19 protein-coding genes are annotated in these 16,162 nt (G+C 43.4%); 12 read left to right on the forward strand and 7 right to left on the reverse strand.

Annotated features, from left to right (window positions below; genetic code table 11):
• The first annotated feature begins 132 nt into the window (after positions 1–132).
• Complete coding sequence (locus tag IP582_RS11120; protein ID WP_193795984.1) at positions 133–1,158, forward strand: hypothetical protein; 1,026 nt, start codon at positions 133–135, stop codon at positions 1,156–1,158.
• Between the two features lie 2 nt (positions 1,159–1,160).
• Here IP582_RS11120 and IP582_RS11125 read toward each other — a convergent pair whose 3' ends face one another.
• The gene (locus tag IP582_RS11125; protein ID WP_193795985.1) at positions 1,161–1,721 is read right to left on the reverse strand and encodes a sce7726 family protein; all 561 of its coding nucleotides are present in this window, start codon (positions 1,719–1,721) and stop codon (positions 1,161–1,163) included.
• Positions 1,722–1,843: 122 nt separating this feature from the next.
• Between IP582_RS11125 and IP582_RS11130 the strand changes: the two genes are divergently transcribed.
• Both IP582_RS11130 and IP582_RS11135 read left to right on the forward strand, forming a co-directional pair.
• Positions 1,844–2,881, forward strand: a complete 1,038-nt coding sequence (locus IP582_RS11130; protein ID WP_193795986.1) for an ImmA/IrrE family metallo-endopeptidase — start codon at positions 1,844–1,846, stop codon at positions 2,879–2,881.
• Positions 2,882–2,892: 11 nt separating this feature from the next.
• Positions 2,893–3,531, forward strand: coding sequence for a hypothetical protein (locus IP582_RS11135; protein ID WP_193795987.1), 639 nt, complete (start codon positions 2,893–2,895; stop codon positions 3,529–3,531).
• Between the two features lie 61 nt (positions 3,532–3,592).
• Here the strand turns inward: IP582_RS11135 and IP582_RS11140 are convergent, their stop codons facing one another.
• The 4 genes from IP582_RS11140 to IP582_RS11155 form a co-directional block, all read right to left on the reverse strand.
• Positions 3,593–4,798 carry a DUF3800 domain-containing protein gene (locus tag IP582_RS11140; RefSeq protein WP_193795988.1) on the reverse strand — a complete coding sequence of 402 codons (1,206 nt, stop codon included), beginning with the start codon at positions 4,796–4,798 and terminating at the stop codon, positions 3,593–3,595.
• Positions 4,799–4,994: 196 nt separating this feature from the next.
• Complete coding sequence (locus tag IP582_RS11145) at positions 4,995–5,330, reverse strand: hypothetical protein (protein ID WP_193795989.1); 336 nt, start codon at positions 5,328–5,330, stop codon at positions 4,995–4,997.
• Between the two features lie 35 nt (positions 5,331–5,365).
• Positions 5,366–5,725, reverse strand: coding sequence for an acyl-CoA dehydrogenase (locus IP582_RS11150; protein ID WP_193796244.1), 360 nt, complete (start codon positions 5,723–5,725; stop codon positions 5,366–5,368).
• Between the two features lie 14 nt (positions 5,726–5,739).
• Positions 5,740–6,267, reverse strand: a complete 528-nt coding sequence (locus IP582_RS11155) for a hypothetical protein (RefSeq protein WP_079497751.1) — start codon at positions 6,265–6,267, stop codon at positions 5,740–5,742.
• A 177-nt stretch (positions 6,268–6,444) separates the two neighbouring features.
• Here IP582_RS11155 and IP582_RS11160 point away from each other — a divergent pair, with 177 nt between their 5' ends.
• From IP582_RS11160 to IP582_RS11180, 5 genes are all read left to right on the forward strand, one after another.
• Positions 6,445–6,822 (forward strand): helix-turn-helix domain-containing protein, encoded by a 378-nt coding sequence (locus IP582_RS11160; protein WP_370551806.1) that lies wholly within the window; start codon positions 6,445–6,447, stop codon positions 6,820–6,822.
• 238 nt (positions 6,823–7,060) lie between these two features.
• Positions 7,061–7,480 carry a DUF2787 family protein gene (locus IP582_RS11165; RefSeq protein WP_228007974.1) on the forward strand — a complete coding sequence of 140 codons (420 nt, stop codon included), beginning with the start codon at positions 7,061–7,063 and terminating at the stop codon, positions 7,478–7,480.
• A 165-nt stretch (positions 7,481–7,645) separates the two neighbouring features.
• On the forward strand, positions 7,646–8,062 hold the full coding sequence (locus IP582_RS11170) for a hypothetical protein (protein ID WP_228007975.1): 417 nt from the start codon (positions 7,646–7,648) through the stop codon (positions 8,060–8,062).
• A gap of 2 nt (positions 8,063–8,064) precedes the next feature.
• Positions 8,065–8,517 carry a DNA repair protein RadC gene (gene radC, locus IP582_RS11175; protein WP_193795990.1) on the forward strand — a complete coding sequence of 151 codons (453 nt, stop codon included), beginning with the start codon at positions 8,065–8,067 and terminating at the stop codon, positions 8,515–8,517.
• Positions 8,518–8,563: 46 nt separating this feature from the next.
• Complete coding sequence (locus IP582_RS11180) at positions 8,564–9,496, forward strand: site-specific integrase (protein ID WP_193795991.1); 933 nt, start codon at positions 8,564–8,566, stop codon at positions 9,494–9,496.
• Position 9,497: 1 nt separating this feature from the next.
• Here IP582_RS11180 and IP582_RS11185 read toward each other — a convergent pair whose 3' ends face one another.
• The gene (locus IP582_RS11185) at positions 9,498–9,998 is read right to left on the reverse strand and encodes a hypothetical protein (protein WP_193795992.1); all 501 of its coding nucleotides are present in this window, start codon (positions 9,996–9,998) and stop codon (positions 9,498–9,500) included.
• Between the two features lie 262 nt (positions 9,999–10,260).
• Between IP582_RS11185 and IP582_RS11190 the strand changes: the two genes are divergently transcribed.
• The 3 genes from IP582_RS11190 (at position 10,261) to IP582_RS25330 (ending at position 13,835) form a co-directional block, all read left to right on the forward strand.
• Positions 10,261–10,446, forward strand: a complete 186-nt coding sequence (locus IP582_RS11190) for an AlpA family transcriptional regulator (RefSeq protein ID WP_193795993.1) — start codon at positions 10,261–10,263, stop codon at positions 10,444–10,446.
• Between the two features lie 179 nt (positions 10,447–10,625).
• The gene (locus IP582_RS11195) at positions 10,626–11,858 is read left to right on the forward strand and encodes a hypothetical protein (RefSeq protein ID WP_193795994.1); all 1,233 of its coding nucleotides are present in this window, start codon (positions 10,626–10,628) and stop codon (positions 11,856–11,858) included.
• 546 nt (positions 11,859–12,404) lie between these two features.
• Positions 12,405–13,835 (forward strand): hypothetical protein, encoded by a 1,431-nt coding sequence (locus IP582_RS25330; protein ID WP_228007976.1) that lies wholly within the window; start codon positions 12,405–12,407, stop codon positions 13,833–13,835.
• A gap of 354 nt (positions 13,836–14,189) precedes the next feature.
• Here the strand turns inward: IP582_RS25330 and IP582_RS11205 are convergent, their stop codons facing one another.
• The gene (locus IP582_RS11205) at positions 14,190–15,092 is read right to left on the reverse strand and encodes a LysR family transcriptional regulator (RefSeq protein ID WP_193795995.1); all 903 of its coding nucleotides are present in this window, start codon (positions 15,090–15,092) and stop codon (positions 14,190–14,192) included.
• A 117-nt stretch (positions 15,093–15,209) separates the two neighbouring features.
• Here IP582_RS11205 and IP582_RS11210 point away from each other — a divergent pair, with 117 nt between their 5' ends.
• The gene (locus IP582_RS11210) at positions 15,210–16,097 is read left to right on the forward strand and encodes an oxidoreductase (protein WP_193795996.1); all 888 of its coding nucleotides are present in this window, start codon (positions 15,210–15,212) and stop codon (positions 16,095–16,097) included.
• Positions 16,098–16,162 lie beyond the last annotated feature (65 nt).

The raw sequence follows: 16,162 nt of genomic DNA on the forward strand, positions 1-16,162 counted from the left end.
AATAAAATAAGGTATAGAACATCAATTGAATTGGTGATTTTTAATGAGCCAGCCGTTTTGGGAGCTATGAACCATAATGGTATCATATAGTTATTAGAATTTTTATTTGCTTTTGGTAAGGATAGAGTTCGTATGAGAAATGAACCAGCCAATCCACTTCCGTATATGCCAGTGATAAAATGGCAGCAATATGAAAAGATTGCTTTAGAAAACGTTGCCAGTAACATAATCCATAGAATTAATCCTTGTATCGAGATAAGGAGTACAAAACAGCACCATGATATATTAAGTTCCTTAACTAGCGTATGGAAAACGAGGTTTTATATTGATTATTCAAATCCAGATGGAGTATTAACTCCTTCGCGGTTATCAGAGTTTTTTCAATTTATAAATGCCTTCTATAGTTTAGGATTGGCAGTTCCAACTTTGAGCCCCAATGATTTTTCTACATTAAATAGCGCGTCAAAACAGCTGATATCAAAGTGTAAGAATATTGCGTTTAGATTAAGGCTAAGTGATTTTGCCATTACATCTCAAAATATTACCTTGCTAACTAGACAACTGACGGAAGCTAAATTGTTGTCTCTTTCTGTGGAATTGATTATCGATTTAAGAACCACTCCAAAAAATATAACGCAAACTAGTCTTTCTTCATTTTGTACCAGTTTGATTGTGGTTTCTAAAATAGGGTTTACATCTATCAAAGTTTTATCGGGATCATTTCCTGATAGTATAGCAACGGTGGGAACAGGGACTGGTAATTTTCCAAGAGATGACTGGAAGTTATGGGAAAAAATAAAAAATAATACCGTTGGGTTAAATGTTGGATACGCAGATTACGGTGTGCTGTCCCCTGAGTGGACGGAGAAAACACTCACAAGGCGTGGTTCTAGAGTCGCAATTCGGTACACTAGAGATAATGATTGGTTGGTTTTAAGAGCTGCCGGAAATAAATCATCGGATTCAATTGCTTTAAGTATGATCATGACGTCTTCCTTTAAAGCTGATTTTAAAGGAAAGAATTACTCCTTTGGTGATAAACTCATTGATGACAAGGCTAATGCTTCAGTTCCCGCCAATAAGAAGAAGTGTGGTCATTATCAGTTTACGGAAGCGTGGAGTCATCATATGGCATTCGTGGTAAAAGAACAGTACTAAAATTATAAATGTACTCGTTTGATGAGGTTATCTTTAGCATATGTCTTAAGATCCTCCAGAGGGAGAGTTTTTGCTATATGCTCTTGAATTTTATAGAGGCTTTTACTCTTCCATCCTTTCGAAGTACTTATTTTGTCCAGCAGATCAAGCGCTTCATCTTTATTAAATAGTGTAGCTAGATCCTCTGCAGATAAATTTCGCTTGTTTGATTTTGCAACTCTAATTTGTTTCAGTAGATCATCTCTGTTCTTCTTAACCAGAAGAATTCCCCACCATGACGGGACTGTTTCGATAACTTTTTCCAAGTGGCAATCTGCTGTGACAATCGTCACTTTATCAAAAATCTTACTATATTGTGCTCCTTGTCGTATTAATCTTATTAAAGTATCTCCATCGCTTTTTATTTCATAACAATGCATTTCAGAAGCATCTACTAAATCAGCTCTGATTTCTCCACCATTAATTCGCAATTCTTCAAGAAAATAATTAGGGGAGCCATTACGCTGGGCCATAATTCTATTGGTTAATGCTTTTTTTATTTCAGCTTCACGCACTTTCATCATATTTTAACGCCATTACTAGTACTTTATAAAAAGACCCTATACAATAGCTAATATTGTGAAAATGGTCAATAACTGTTACTGTCAAGTGTCGATTAAGAGATTCTGTAATAAGGAGGGCGGATATGACTGAGCAAAAAAACACCTCCATTTCGGCTGGAAATGCGTTTAATACCTTGAAAAAAATGGGATATTCTCAAGGCTTTATTCAGAAGCTCCTTCCTGAATGGTGGGATAATAACCTTTTGAAAACAAGTGCTGGTTCGTTTCAGTTTGCAATGGTTTTACGCCAAAAGCTTGGGATTGGCGTTTCGTTTTCAGACAGTGGCGAATTATTAATTCATAATCAAATAGATGGAGTATTATTTAAACATACAAAGAATACCTTACCTGAGCAATTGGTAATAGCAGCTAATCTAGGCTATGCGTTAGGTTTATTAGCAAGCTTATGTATAAAAAAATATGCAAATTCTTTAATACGTGATCCCATTACTCTCAGAAAAACAATAATGAGAGATTTTAATAAAAAAAATGTCGATTTCGAATCTTTATTAAAATATTGTTGGAGTATTGGTATTCCTGTTTTATTTTTAAATGATCTTCCAAAAAAGGTTAAAAAAATGATGGGGATGGCTGCGTTTTGTCATGGCAGGCCGACCATCATTTTAGGCTTTAAAAATAATCAAGCATCCCGCCAGCTTTTTGTACTAGCTCATGAATTAGGACATATTGCCTGTGGGCACGTTGTACCCGGTCATATAATGGTTGATGAAAGCATTCATGATGTTATTGATTCAATATCTGATCGTTCTCTTTCAAAAAAAGATAAAGAAGAAAAGGAAGCGGATGAGTTCGCTCTCAAGCTTATCAGGGGAAATGTAATTGATCCAGTAGCTAATCTTGATCCTAAATTCAATGCTACAAGTTTGGCTGCATATGCAATTTTAGAATCGGATAAATTAAAGATAGATGCTGGACATTTAATTCTTTCGTATGCAAAGTTATATGATGATTGGTCAAAAGCTAACCTGGCTATGAATTTCATACCTAATCAATCCGGCGCTTTAGACGTCCTAAAACAACAATTTCTAAACAACGCCATCCTCACACATTTAAGTGAGGATAATGAAAAGTACTTAATTTCTGCTCAAGGTTTTATGTGAGGCTAAACATTGTGCATATGCTCGATAGTGATGTAATTAGAAAATTATGCCAGTATGAACTCCTTGAAGAGTTTATTTATTCGTTATCGCAATCACTTGATTGTTTTTATATATTGCCTCAATTGCGTTTTCAACTTAAACTAAATAATCATGAGAAGGCTTTAAAGTTATTGGGAAGTGAAAAATCAGTTCTGTTAGCACACAGAATTATTTCTGAGTGTAAGGAAGTGGTTATTCCAAACTCTAATTTTACCACTGAAATTTTTAATGTTCTAGATAAACCAAACATAGACTCCGGAGAAGCGACTTTGTTCGCTGCAATGGTATGCCATGAAGGTAGTCGTTTGACTACTGGTGATAAAAGGGCATTAACAGCGCTATGCTTTATAAATGAATTATCGAGCTATCGATTATGGCCAAGAATATTATGCATAGAGGAGGCTTTTTTGATGATTTTAAGCAAAGGTGATTTTTCATCTATATCTCAAAAGGTAAGACTGAAATCAAACGTGGATATTTCGTTAAGTTTAATATTTGGTCGTACAGTCTCAAGTGATTTTAATAGTGTTTTTGAAGGACTGATTAGCAATATTAATGACTTGATATTTAAAACAAAAGATAGTTATTGTTATCCGAAGTCTTGGAACTAAGCAGCAATCTTTTCTGGTCTTATTAAAATAAAATTAATTATGTATTGTTGTTTTTTTATAGTTAGTCCTTATCATTCAGGCGAAAATATTCAAAGCTTGATATTAATGAATCGTAAAGTTCATAGGCTTGTCTTGACAGGCTAGAAGCTGCAAGATTTTTTTCATGCATGACAAGATGGTGTGAAGTAAATACATTTATTCCGTTTCCTCCAAAGAGCATCATCATTTTTTCCGCTAATGTGTTTATCTTAAATGATTCACTGTCTGGTTTTACCTGGTCCTTAATATAAGAGCAATAGTATTGATAATAAAATCTGGAGATAATATCTGCTATCTGAATCCCCAATAATTCATCTGATTTGTCAAATTCTATTTTGATTTTATCGGTAAAGTTAAAATTGGAACCTAGTGTTAAATAATTCCCTAAGTTTAGTTGAGACATATATTCCATATTTTTAGCGATAATATCAGAAAACTGGGGTTGAATATCATGAATAAATCTTAGACCTTTGCAGTTTCCTTTCAAATCATGATTTATTTGTGATAATAAACCAGCTAAGGCATCATTTTCAATGAGCATAATTATTTCTTTTCCGTATTGATTCAAGTCTCTGAAAGGTTGACCCAACATGGAAGCATTAGTTTTATGAGAATTATCTAGCTCAATAAATCTATCTAGTTCACTTAGGACAATATTCGAAATATATAATGCACCGTTCAATTCTTTAATTTTACGGTTTTCGTTAACAAATAATTCTAATGAATTCTTAAATTCAAACAATAATTTATTATAAGATTGTATATTTTCTTTTTGGGTGAATTCAAAAAATGAATCGTAAAGAAAGTCGTTTTTGTTTGTATATAGGATAGTGCATAACATGGCCCTGAAAACACAATAGCAACCAGGGGTGTTGTCTCGAAAATAAATTAGTGGAGGAATAATGGAGTTGATTATTTTTTGTATATAAAAGTATTTTTTATCAACAACTCTTACATATAATCTTACTTTGTTATGTTGTAATAACTTTAATAAATCAAAAATGAATGGTTTTTTATTTTTCAAGCCACAATTCTTTAATTCAACAAGTTTATCCCCTTTATACTTTGCAACTAATTCTTTGACTTGTTTGCCAAGTAGATACTCTTGTGATTCAGGGTAACCTATGGATGCGAGGATAAATATAGGCTGTGTAGAGAAATCATAGCCTTTCTCATTTATCATTCCCCCCGTATTTCCTGATTCATCAATAAAGAATGTATAACTCATTTATTAAAACTCAGTTTAATTTTTTTCTATTTTTACTGAGTAAAGGACAAATGTAAAATTTTCTTGGCAGATTCAGTGGGATCAAAATATGGCAACAACGTTAACGCGATAAGTTCGTACTTAAATTATCTTGTTTCATTGCTTGATATAAAGGCGTTTTTAAACGCCTTTATGGATACTTACAGAGGTTTTAATGCTATAAGCCCGATATGTTAATATAAAATTTACCTTTTCCATCATCCGTTTTCTGTATCCGGTAAGTGATAGGCAATGAGTCTTTCATGTTTGGTTTGGCGAAAGTTAGATCAGCAGCACACTGGTAAACATCAATACCCGACTCATGACTAACAGTCCTGACGTTCTCGACAGAAATACGTACATCCTTATCCAGCGTCATTCCTTTCTCTATCGTTTTCCGTGCTATATCAACGACCAGATTCTTAGCGTCATCGCTATTGCATTTGGGCGTCTTATCACCGCAACCCATCATTAAACCCGCTGCTGCCAGCACCAGAAGTATGTTCAATTTCATTTATTGTTTCCCTTCAATTCAAAGTGGTTGTCTTGTTATTTTTTGTTGTATTGGCCATCCATTAAGCCCGCCGCAGAAGCCCCGCAGTATCCTTCGCAACCACGACTCATTACGCTGGTTTTTCCATTATTCATTTCACTCAGCACAGCAACACATTGGCTGGAACTATCATTCCAGACCCAACGGCGTTTCTGATTCTCACCAGCAGCTATTTGTTGTGCTGTACCTTCCATGTTGCAGGTCCCTGAGCCATCTTTGGTTGTTGCGTTGATGCTGAACTCCGCATTACCGCTCCCTGGCTTTAGCGTTAAAACTGCACCAGGCTTAGCGTATTGAGCTGCCATTGTCGGAAAGGCTAAAGCTGTCAGTACTAATGCAGTAACAATTCTCTTCATCATTAAATATCCTGTTAGCTGATACGAATGTTTTTGGTGATTTTCCCCAGTGCCAGCGGCCTGCGTTTTTCCACAAAGAAATACACAACGTTGAAAGCTGATTTACGGTGATTCCCCCGACCCAGGGAGGGCCAGTTACGGAAAGATTCGATCTGCTCTTCTGAATAGGGTGTGTCAGAGAAGTCAAACAGTACAAGCAGGGCTTTGCCGTCGTGCTTCATCAACTTCTTCACTTCCGTGCTGTTTACGGTTGCGGAGACATTGGAACGAGCTGCTGTTGGCTTACGGACTGCAAACTCAACGGCCACATCGTCAATCACAAAGTCAATGAAACCATGCCCGGATACCGTTCCAGGTAGCCTGCTTTTAACTTCTGGCGAGACGTTATCCGCAAACCAACCCAGTAAATAGCAACGTACTAATGGCAGTAATTCCCGCTCGCTACATTCATTCAGACGTAGTGTTTTGACAAATTCACGCCGATAAAGGGAGCTGAAAAAGTACTCAAAGCAATCCGTTATCTCAGTAATGGTGGTTGCCACAATGTTCCCCTTTCTATCCACCTTTGTTCTAAGGCTCACCTGCTGGTCACTCAGCTCGTCAGTCCTAGTCTTGTTTGTTCTATAAGTGAGTATTTATTGGATTTTAAGGTCATTAGTGATGTTCATGCAAGAGTAAAAAAGACCCAAACTTCCGCTTATGGACGGACGGGAGAATAAATGATGGTTAAACTGGTGGCAGATTCAGCTGATAAGCTGGTAGGACAGCGTATTCAGAGCAGACGTAAAGAAGCCGGGTTAACCGCAGCTGAACTTGCAGAAATTATCGATATATCTCAGCAACAACTTTCCCGCTATGAACGAGGAACGAATAAGATAAATATTGCGCATTTAGTTAAAATTGCAGTGTCTCTAAAGACACCAATAAGTTGGTTCTTTATTGATTGCATGGATGATCTGAATGTTTCTAATATCCCGTCTGACTATCTATCTGGGCTTGATAAAGAATTAAAACAACGCCTCGATCAAGTCTGGAACAAATTGGATTACGGCAAAAGGAAAAGCCTTCTCCTTTTTTTAGATGAATTCATAAAATAAATTTAAAATTAGTTTCTTTGTGAAATTATTTGCTTTGAAAGTATATTCCTGGTAAAATGTCATTACTGGATAGTGTCATATTATTCAGTGGCTGATACATAAACTAATAGCCAACTTAGCGTTTCATTTTATATCCCTTCTGGCGGGAGGACGTCCATCGTCTGAAAAGTCAGTACGGGTTAGGTCTAATTAGTATTTGTGTCATCAACCCAAGCGCATTTTTACCGGAGTAAATACAATGAATATTATCCGTCAGGAAGGGCTATCCATGCCCGTAAGTCAGGAACTCATTAATATTATACTGGCTGAGCTCAGTAAAAAGCCGCCAGTTAAACCGAATATTCGTGCTGTTACGTTGCTGTTCAAAGATATCAATTACAGCGCTGAAAATGGTGGGTTTCATCCGGTTGAAATAAGGCTTATCTCCCGCAACGATGAATGGTATTTCGATTACATCACGGACTTCAAATATATGGGGACAGACCCGGAGCTCGAAAAGGAAATCGATATCAGCTGGAGTCAGCGCTATGTCTTCCTGTCCTATGCCGGTGATTTACCCCCAGGGGAAGGACGCGACATTTTTGCACTCTGGCAGAGAAACTTCATTCATTACCACTTCCTGAATATCTACACCCTCACCGTTATGTGGGAAAGCTAATCCCGCCACACTGACAGCTAATTATTGATGGAGACATTATCTGTGACTGCTAACAGAGGGATACACGCGTCTGTACAGGGAGAGCTTGACTGTCTTTGTGGCGCGTACTGTGTGGTGAATATGCTGAGCTGGCTGTATGACGGTCGGGTGAAGCGAAAACCACTCATGAACCGACTTCTTCAGGCCTATCAGCAACGCTGGCCTTTGCATGAGTGGCTGAGCGAAGGGATAGATGAAAACCGGCTCGACTGGCTGATTGCACAGGTACTCCGGAAAGGTCACTACCACCGCCAGTTTCCGGTCCAAATCAGCAAACCTTTCGAAGGAAGTCGCGGTCTTGTGGAAGGGCGGGTTTTCAGTGAAATGAGGCGGTTCCTGGCGGTAACAGACCACTCCCGGCTGATTATGCTCAGCGACCAGTTTCACTGGTCCCTTGTCACCAGAATGGACGAAGAAACGCTCTGGTTCTTCGACAGCAACGGGCGAACCTCCATGCCCCGCAAAGCTTTCTCCTTTCGTGCTGGCGCAACCCGACGCCAGTTGTTTCCCGAAGCCATTTACTTCATCGAACGGGAGTTCTGAACATGACGACGTTTACCCTGCGTGAAACCCGCATCCTGGACCAGGCCCGCGACATTATCAGCCGGTGCTACCAGCGTGGCGTTCAGCTTTGCTCCCCTGATGATGTACGGCGGTGCGTGATGTATGAAATGGCCCTGCTGGAGCATGAGGAGTTTGGCATCATCCTGCTCGATAACCAGCACCAGTTTCTGCATCGGGAAATGCTGTTCCGGGGCTCGTTAAATACGGTCAGCGTTCATCCCCGGGAGATAATCAAGCAGGTACTCAGGCATAACGCTGCCGCTGTCATCCTTGTGCACAACCACCCCAGCGGTGAGCCTGAACCCAGCAAGTGTGATATCCGGATAACGAAGCGGCTGCAGGAGCTACTGCAAATGCTGGATGTACGGTTGCTTGACCACTTTATTGTGGCCGGGACGGAGACGGTGTCACTGGCTGAACGAGGGCTGGTGTGATGCAGACAGTTACCTGGTTTAATACATGTTATAACAGGTTAAATGCATGAGCAGGGCTGCGCTGCACCAGGTCGCGCCGGTGGTCGAAACCACCGTGCTGGACGCCTATATCAGCGGTCTTGCCCCGTCGGGACGGAGGGGTATCACCAGCCTGTTAAACCGCAGCGCCAGTATAATCAAACGCGGTGCGGATGCAGCCAGCTACCCCTGGGAGCAACTTAGCTTCGCCGCTGTCGCTAAAGTACGTGCGGCACTGCTGGATGGCGGTTACGCCGTGTCGTCGGTCAACATGGCACTGTCAGCACTGCGGGGCATAGCGCAGACGGCCTTTAACCTCAATTGCCTGGAGGCGGACACGCTTGCCCGTATCCGGGCAGTTAAGCGTGTCAATGGCGATAACCAGCGCAAGGGAAGGGCACTCAGCCGGGAGGAGGTTCGTGCACTCGTTCAGGCTGCTAAACGGCATCCACAACGTATCCGTTGCTGTCGTGATACCGCCATTGTTATGACACTTTGCGGCGCGGGTTTGCGGGCCGGGGAACTGGTCAGCCTTGAGCGCCGGGACTATGACAATGGCATTCTTACAGTGAGGCAGGGGAAGGGGCGTAAATACCGGGAGATACATGTTGCGGCAGCGGTAGATAAAGCCATCCGCGCATGGATTAAAGCCAGTGGCACGAAAGAGGCCGGGGATGCATTGTTTAACCGCATTCAGCGCAACGGCAAGGTTGCCAGCCAGCCGCTGACAACGACCGGTTTAACCGGCATCCTGGCGCAGTTACAGCAGGGCGCAGCCATAGCGCGTTTTACTCCTCACGATATGCGCAGGACTTTCATTACACGCTTGTTAGAGCAGGGTGTGGATATTAACACCGTACGCCAGCTGGCAGGCCATAGCGACATATCCACGACTACCCGTTATGACTGCCGTGGTGAGAGCATGAAAATGAACGCCAGCAGGCACATCCGGTGCTGGTGAATCACTCTTCATTCAGCTTATGGATTTTGTCGTAAACTTTCTGTTTATCCAGTAGAGGCTTTACAGTCTTCTCAGACCATGTCCGCTCCTTGCTCCCCTCAAGAACTGCTTTTGGCGTTAATTCCTCTTTTTCAGTCATGAGTTCGGCAATTTCCTCTTCGTTCATGCCCTTAATGTTTTTCAGATACCACACTGTATTGTGCAGGCGAAGAAGCCTTTTAGGAGCGATTTTTTTAATTTGGTAGAACTCAGACCCGGTTTCCTTTTTAAGCAAATACTCGAACACCTGGGATATTGTCGCCATCCGGCCAAATGTTGAAGATGCGGGTGGGGGGAGGGTAAGCGTTTTACTTATTTTTTCTATCATCGACAACATTTCTTCGCTAACAGGAATCTCAAGCGAACCATTCTTTTTCCTGCTGTTTTTTTTGTACTTGCGTTCCTTCTTTCTCAGGGCAGTAAGTTCTTTTGGGGTTAGCGTACTTCTGTCAATTTTGGGCATGAAAACATCCTTCTCATTATTACTGACAGTCAGTTTTGGATTAGGATAATCTGATTTTTGACATGACTGTCAGTTTTTTTTTGGGGAAGCTGACAGTCAGTATTTTCATTTGATTTGCATGTTAGTTACTGACAGTCAGGGTTGTCAATTAAAGAATGCTGACTGTCAGTTTTTTGTGATTTTTTTGTATTAAAATCAATGAAATGCGTGGTTGTAAAAGCACCTTCGGCATCAGGTGATGTCGACTGAAAATAGGTGTGTTATGGCTACCATTCGTATCATCAAAGTCCCGGAAGTTCTTGAGCGTTGTGCCATTAGTCGGGCGTCGCTCTACAGAATGCTCCAGCGTAACGAATTTCCACGGCAGGTCCGGTTGGGTATCCGTTCGGTAGGTTTCTACGAGCACGAAGTTAACCAGTGGCTGGCTGCCCGTCAGCGTGTTCAGTAAGTGCATGAACATCTAACAGCATGTTTATCACGCACGTATAACCATGAACAGAGAACATATCAGCCAACGCTGACACTTGGTTAATTAAAGAATCAATTCAGGACAGTTATCGATGATAGCTCATGGGTTGCTATTGCTCTCTGTTCCTCAATCGGGTTAATGCCTGATAAGGAACACCAATGAAAAAGAATAAGTTACTTAATAAGAAGAATGTTGAATTTAGTCCATCAGAAAGGATTTGTTATAGCAATGCGGGGCATGAGATGAAAATGCGCATCGACAGGTTTTCAATAGTATCCCGCTTCCACAGTGAGGAGGAAAAAGCTGACTGTGTTCAGAAGCTGATGTCTTTATCAAGGCGGGAATGGAAAAACTATGTTGTGCAGGAGAAATCGCCCCGGAACGCAGCGGGCACACGCCACCCTTACAAGTATGGTCTGTGCATTTCACGTAATAAACCTGATGCGCCAATGCTGGCTTACATCATGTGGGGACCGAAAGCGGAAGGAACTGGTGGGTTCAGTATTCAGTTTCATCCGCAGCACATGACGGGGAAACGAATGGATCGGCTACTCAAATGGTTCGGGGATCGTCTCGGTGAGGTCTTTCCTCACCTGCTGGCGAGGGCCTGGGTGACCCGGCTTGATATCGCTTTGGATATCTATGGATGCAAGTTGAACGACTATCTTTGGGGCTTAAAAAAGTCCTCCATCCATGCAGACTACGATAATGAAAATGGATTACCGGGTTTATCTCTTGGTGCGTCTGACTCGAAACTGTCAGCGTTAATCTATGGCAAGATCGACGCTACGCTATTTAAGCGGATCGCATTCCCTGAGCGGGCAGGATATGTGTTTGAAAAAGGGAGGCGTAAACGGGAGTTTTTTCTTGAAATTGACAGGGAAGACTATCCCCAGTTTTTACGTGTTGAGATGCGTGTGCAGCCTGAGTCTACAGGTCCAGGGAAACGTGGATTCAGGCAAAAAGCACTGATGCTTTCGGACCTCGCAAAGCTTGAGAATCCTTTTGAGCGCCTGTACGTGTATAACCGCAAACTGGAGGGAGAGTTAATGAATGCTGCTTTTACTATTAACCGCCCCAAAACAAATGGGATCAAAGCATGGATAAATATGTTGAGCAAAGTAGACTCAGGGCAACGTCTGGCTCGTAAGTTCAGCAACCTTCTGGAGCTTAATGAGGTAGAGTTGTTTAACAAGCGGGAAGTCTGGTCATTTTGGCCTGATAGTCTGGCTAAACTAGGGCAGATTATTGGTGGGTTAAAGCCAGAACTGGCCACCATGAAAGAAATGGCTGTCAGTCAGCGTTTCGACGCTCCCCGCAAGCGGAAACGTAAAACAGGGCGTCAGGCCCGACTTGACCAACAGCGTCCGAAACGTCGGTCACGCGACTAAGCCGTATTTTTGGCGGTCTTTTGGCCGCCATATTTTATTGCTCGAAGAGCGCATTAAAAATTGCCGATTCCGCTTCTGGACACCCCTCAAGACCGCCGAATGTTGCCATATTTTGGAGTGGCAGACCGACTGACTGGAGGTATTGCGTGGCATCAGGCCTGCACCTCGTATAATGGTGGGGAAGATTAACGGTTACATCGTGTTTATCCGTCCAAACTTTGTGTTCCCGTATTAATAGCAGGAATAAACGATTCCACTCATAACACAGAATCTTTACTTGTATTTCCGATTGTTTGTTTTTATTAACTGTACCGGTTAATCCATTCCCTGAGGTTGTTGTCAGGTATAACTCTATAATATTCACTATATAGTATGTATATGTCAGTGCCATATTAATAGTGATATTCAGCAGCAGCGGAACTGAGCGTGAAGAGCGTGAGTATGATTAATATGAATTGATATGAAAAAAATTGGCCTCCGTAATTGATGTTGTAAAAAAACAACTGTGTTTTTTTTGTTATGTAACCATCATTTACGAGGTGCTTTATGGGTTATATTATTAAGCGTGGTATTCTGGTAACACTCAATACTTATAATAAATTTATTGAGGATGTACATAATATTCCTTTCGTGGGTAAAGATGGTCGTCAGTCGCCTTCATATTATCTGGATATTCAAAGATTTTTGCAGCATCTGATTTGTAATAACTTTCTTTATGCTAAAGATACTCCGGAAGAAAACCCATGGACACAGTATTCGCCAGTATTTCATGAGCTGGGTAAAAAAGAATTACCTTTTGTTTTCAAACAGGATAAATATCTGTGTTGCGACAGAGCATTAGAATTGCTAAAAAAAGCAGGAATGATAGATATCAAAAAACATTCCTTTGGAAACGGGAAAAGTCGCACTTTTGCGTTGTCGAAGGCATATCTTAAGCGCTGGTTTGAAATCTCCCCATCTGATTATAAACAGCGTAAAGATCGTTACATTTATCTCTGTGTAGGTAAGCGGCAGCGTGACCGCAAGGTCATGACGGAAGAACAGCTGATTCATAAGGCTTTGTCGCACTTTGACAAACCCCGTCATGCAACGCGACACGTATCCCGTGAAACTCAGCTGTATATGCGGAAAGTATATCAATCTATGGGCGCATTGCGTATCAACCTTGATAAACTTCAGGCTTACATTCCTGAGCATGAACGGGAAGGCCTTCTGAAAACTCACTTCCTTCAGCATTTAGCTGAACGTGGTTGCAGGATGGTGTCAAGTGTACCCCTGGTGGTTGAATACTATCCTGAGTACAAACTGGCTGAGAGGGGAACTCGTTCATTTGAGAAAAATGGCGGTTTTCAGGCCCTAAAATCGGCTATAAAATGGGCAGTGTTTGAGGGCATTAATTATGATATCAAAAGTAGCCAACTGACCATCCTGAAGCACGAACTGAAAAGATTTGGCATCAAATGTAAGCGACTGGCAAAAATCACCAAGAAAAAGATAATGCGCCGATTTAATGTTGACGAAAAGGTCGCTAAGTTGCTTATCTATACTCTGATTTATTCACTGGGCGAGTTTCGTAAACACAAGGATAGCGCTGCATTTCGTAAGCTTTGTGAACAATATGGCTACAGTGAGGCGGTGAAAAAGGCTGATGAATGGATTGAATTTGTTCTGCCAGTCAAAAGGGCGCTTAATAAGTTGATTGAGCATTATCTTGATGAGCATGTTAATTGCCCTGGTCGTGGCTGGGCAATACGGAATGCAGTTCGCCAGTCTTTTATGGTCGACCCCGAAAAGATCACGGCAAGTGTTCGTCGGCGTCTTTTGTCGCATATACTTCAGGGCATTGAGAGTAAGGCGGTATACGAGGCAGTTCTGGCTAACCCCGGAGTGTGTGGGTCTATCGAGCATGATGGGCTAGTTACTAGCTGTGATATACATTGGAATCATCCTTATCTTAAGTTGAACAAGAAACATTAGACTTGGGTCTGACGCTCAGTGGAACGAAAACGCACGTTAATAAATATTTTCTTCCTCTGACGCCTCTTTTAATCGCTGCAGATGCCTTCTGGCCACCCGCTCATTGTTAGGAATCTGAATCGCTTTTTTTAGAGATCCTGACGAGAAACAGATTGCAAAGCCCTGTCAGGCATCAATTGGGAGTTTTGCAAACGCGTCGAGACTTTATTAATGGGGTGAGGGCGACTAGCTCATCGTCAGTCAAGGTCAAGTCAACCACTTGTTACCAAAAATACTGCTAAAAAACGAGCTCATTCATAAAATTAAATCAATACATATGATTATTATTTCGGCTTTTATTTTTCGAAGTCGGAGTTAGCGTGTCGTTTTAATATAGTCGATGAAGGCCCGAAGAGTTGGTGGTACGAGACGTGCGCCTGAATAATACAGATATGGACCGGGAAAGGACTGCCACCAGTCGCTCAGTACTGGTTCCAGGCGTCCGCTTTCAATGAATGGCTTGAGCCAGTCTTCGAACAGATGAACGATCCCGATACCGTTGAGAGCGGCATCGACACCGAGATCCGACGCCCCTCCGACCCGGACAATCAGACGGCCTTTCGGTTCCACGCGGAGCAATTCACCATCGCGTGCAAACTCCCACGGGCTAGCCAGCGTGCCAGTTACATACCGACCAACAATGCAGGCGTGATCAAGCAAATCCCTCGGATGCTCGGGCCGGCCGTGACGATCGAGGTAGGCCGGCGCTGCGGCTGTGGCGAAGCGTTGGATGCGAGGACCGATCGGCACTGCGATCATATCCTGTTCCAGCTTGTCCTCATAACGGATACCAGCGTCGCTGCCCGACGCAAGCACATCGATCAGATGGTCTTCCGCATCGATTTCCACGCGGATACTAGGGTAGGCCTCCATGAAGCCGGGAAGGATTGAAGGAAGCGTCAGCCGGGCTGCGCTCACTGGTACATTCAGGCGCAGCGTGCCCGATGGGAAGCCGCGCAACTGGTCAACGACCTCGAGGGCGGCCTCGACCTCGTTAAGCGCTGGCGACAATCGCGCCATCAGAAGTTCACCTGCCTCGGTCGGCGTGACGCTGCGTGTCGTGCGATGAAGTAATCTCATACCCAGGCGTGCCTCAAGTCGCCTGACGGCTTCGCTGAGGGTGGATGCGCTAATATCGGTTTTTCGTGCTGCATCGCGGAAGCCGCCTGCGCGGGCAACAACCACGAATGCGTGAAGATCGCCTAAGTCAGCATTCATTGTTCGGATTTCCGTACAAGCCGTTCGGATAATAGCCATTAAACTTATCAATCATAATCGCTATATTGATGGGTATCAAGAGGGCAGAATTCTCAATATTAACTTGGAGTTATCCTTATGAAGAAAAATGAAAACGGGATCGGAAACGCTGGACAATTCCTGCTCGGAGATCGGTTGGTCAACAGGGTCGGTTATGGCGCGATGCAACTTGCCGGCCCCGGCGTCTTTGGGCCTCCTCGCGATCATGATGCTGCCCTCGCAGTCCTTCGCGAGGCGGTCGCGGCCGGTGTTAACCATATCGACACCAGCGATTTCTATGGTCCCCATGTCGTCAACAAGCTTATCCATGAGGCTCTGGCGCCGTACCCGCAGGAACTCACCATCGTCACTAAAGTCGGTGCACTGCGCGGTGAGGATGGGTCATGGAACCCGGCGCTTGAACCTCACCAGCTCCGTGCAGCAGTTGAAAGCAATCTGAGAAATCTCGGTCTCGACCGGATGGAGGTGGTCAATCTGCGCATCCACCCAGATCATGAAGCGATCGAAGGTTTTTCGGTCTCCCGGAGTTTTGGTGCTCTGGCAGCCATGCAGCGCGAAGGGATGATCCGCCATCTCGGTATCAGCGGTGCGAATGCCGCTCAGGTCAAGGAAGCTCGGGGCATTGCGCCAGTGGTCTGCGTACAGAACGAATATAATCTGGCGCGCCGCGACGATGACGCGTTAATCGACAGTCTCGCAGCCGATGGGATTGCCTATGTTCCGTTCTTCCCGCTCGGTGGTTTCAATCCTCTGCAATCGGCAAGCCTATCGGCGGTTGCTGATCGCCTTGGAGTGACCCCGTTACAGGTTGCGCTCGCATGGTTGTTGCAACGGTCGCCGAACATCCTGCTGATCCCCGGCACCTCTTCGGTCGCCCACCTGAAAGAAAACCTGGCCGTGGCCGACTTGACCCTTCCGGAAGAGGCCGTGGCAGAACTCGACAAGATTGGATCGAAGGAGGCCTGAGTCCCGAGATTTCGGGTCAGGAGCCAGGCAGATCCAGGCTTACGCAGTTATCGCGAGGAGCGATT

The organism is Citrobacter sp. BDA59-3 (assembly GCF_015167655.1).
Classification (GTDB): domain Bacteria; phylum Pseudomonadota; class Gammaproteobacteria; order Enterobacterales; family Enterobacteriaceae; genus Phytobacter; species Phytobacter diazotrophicus.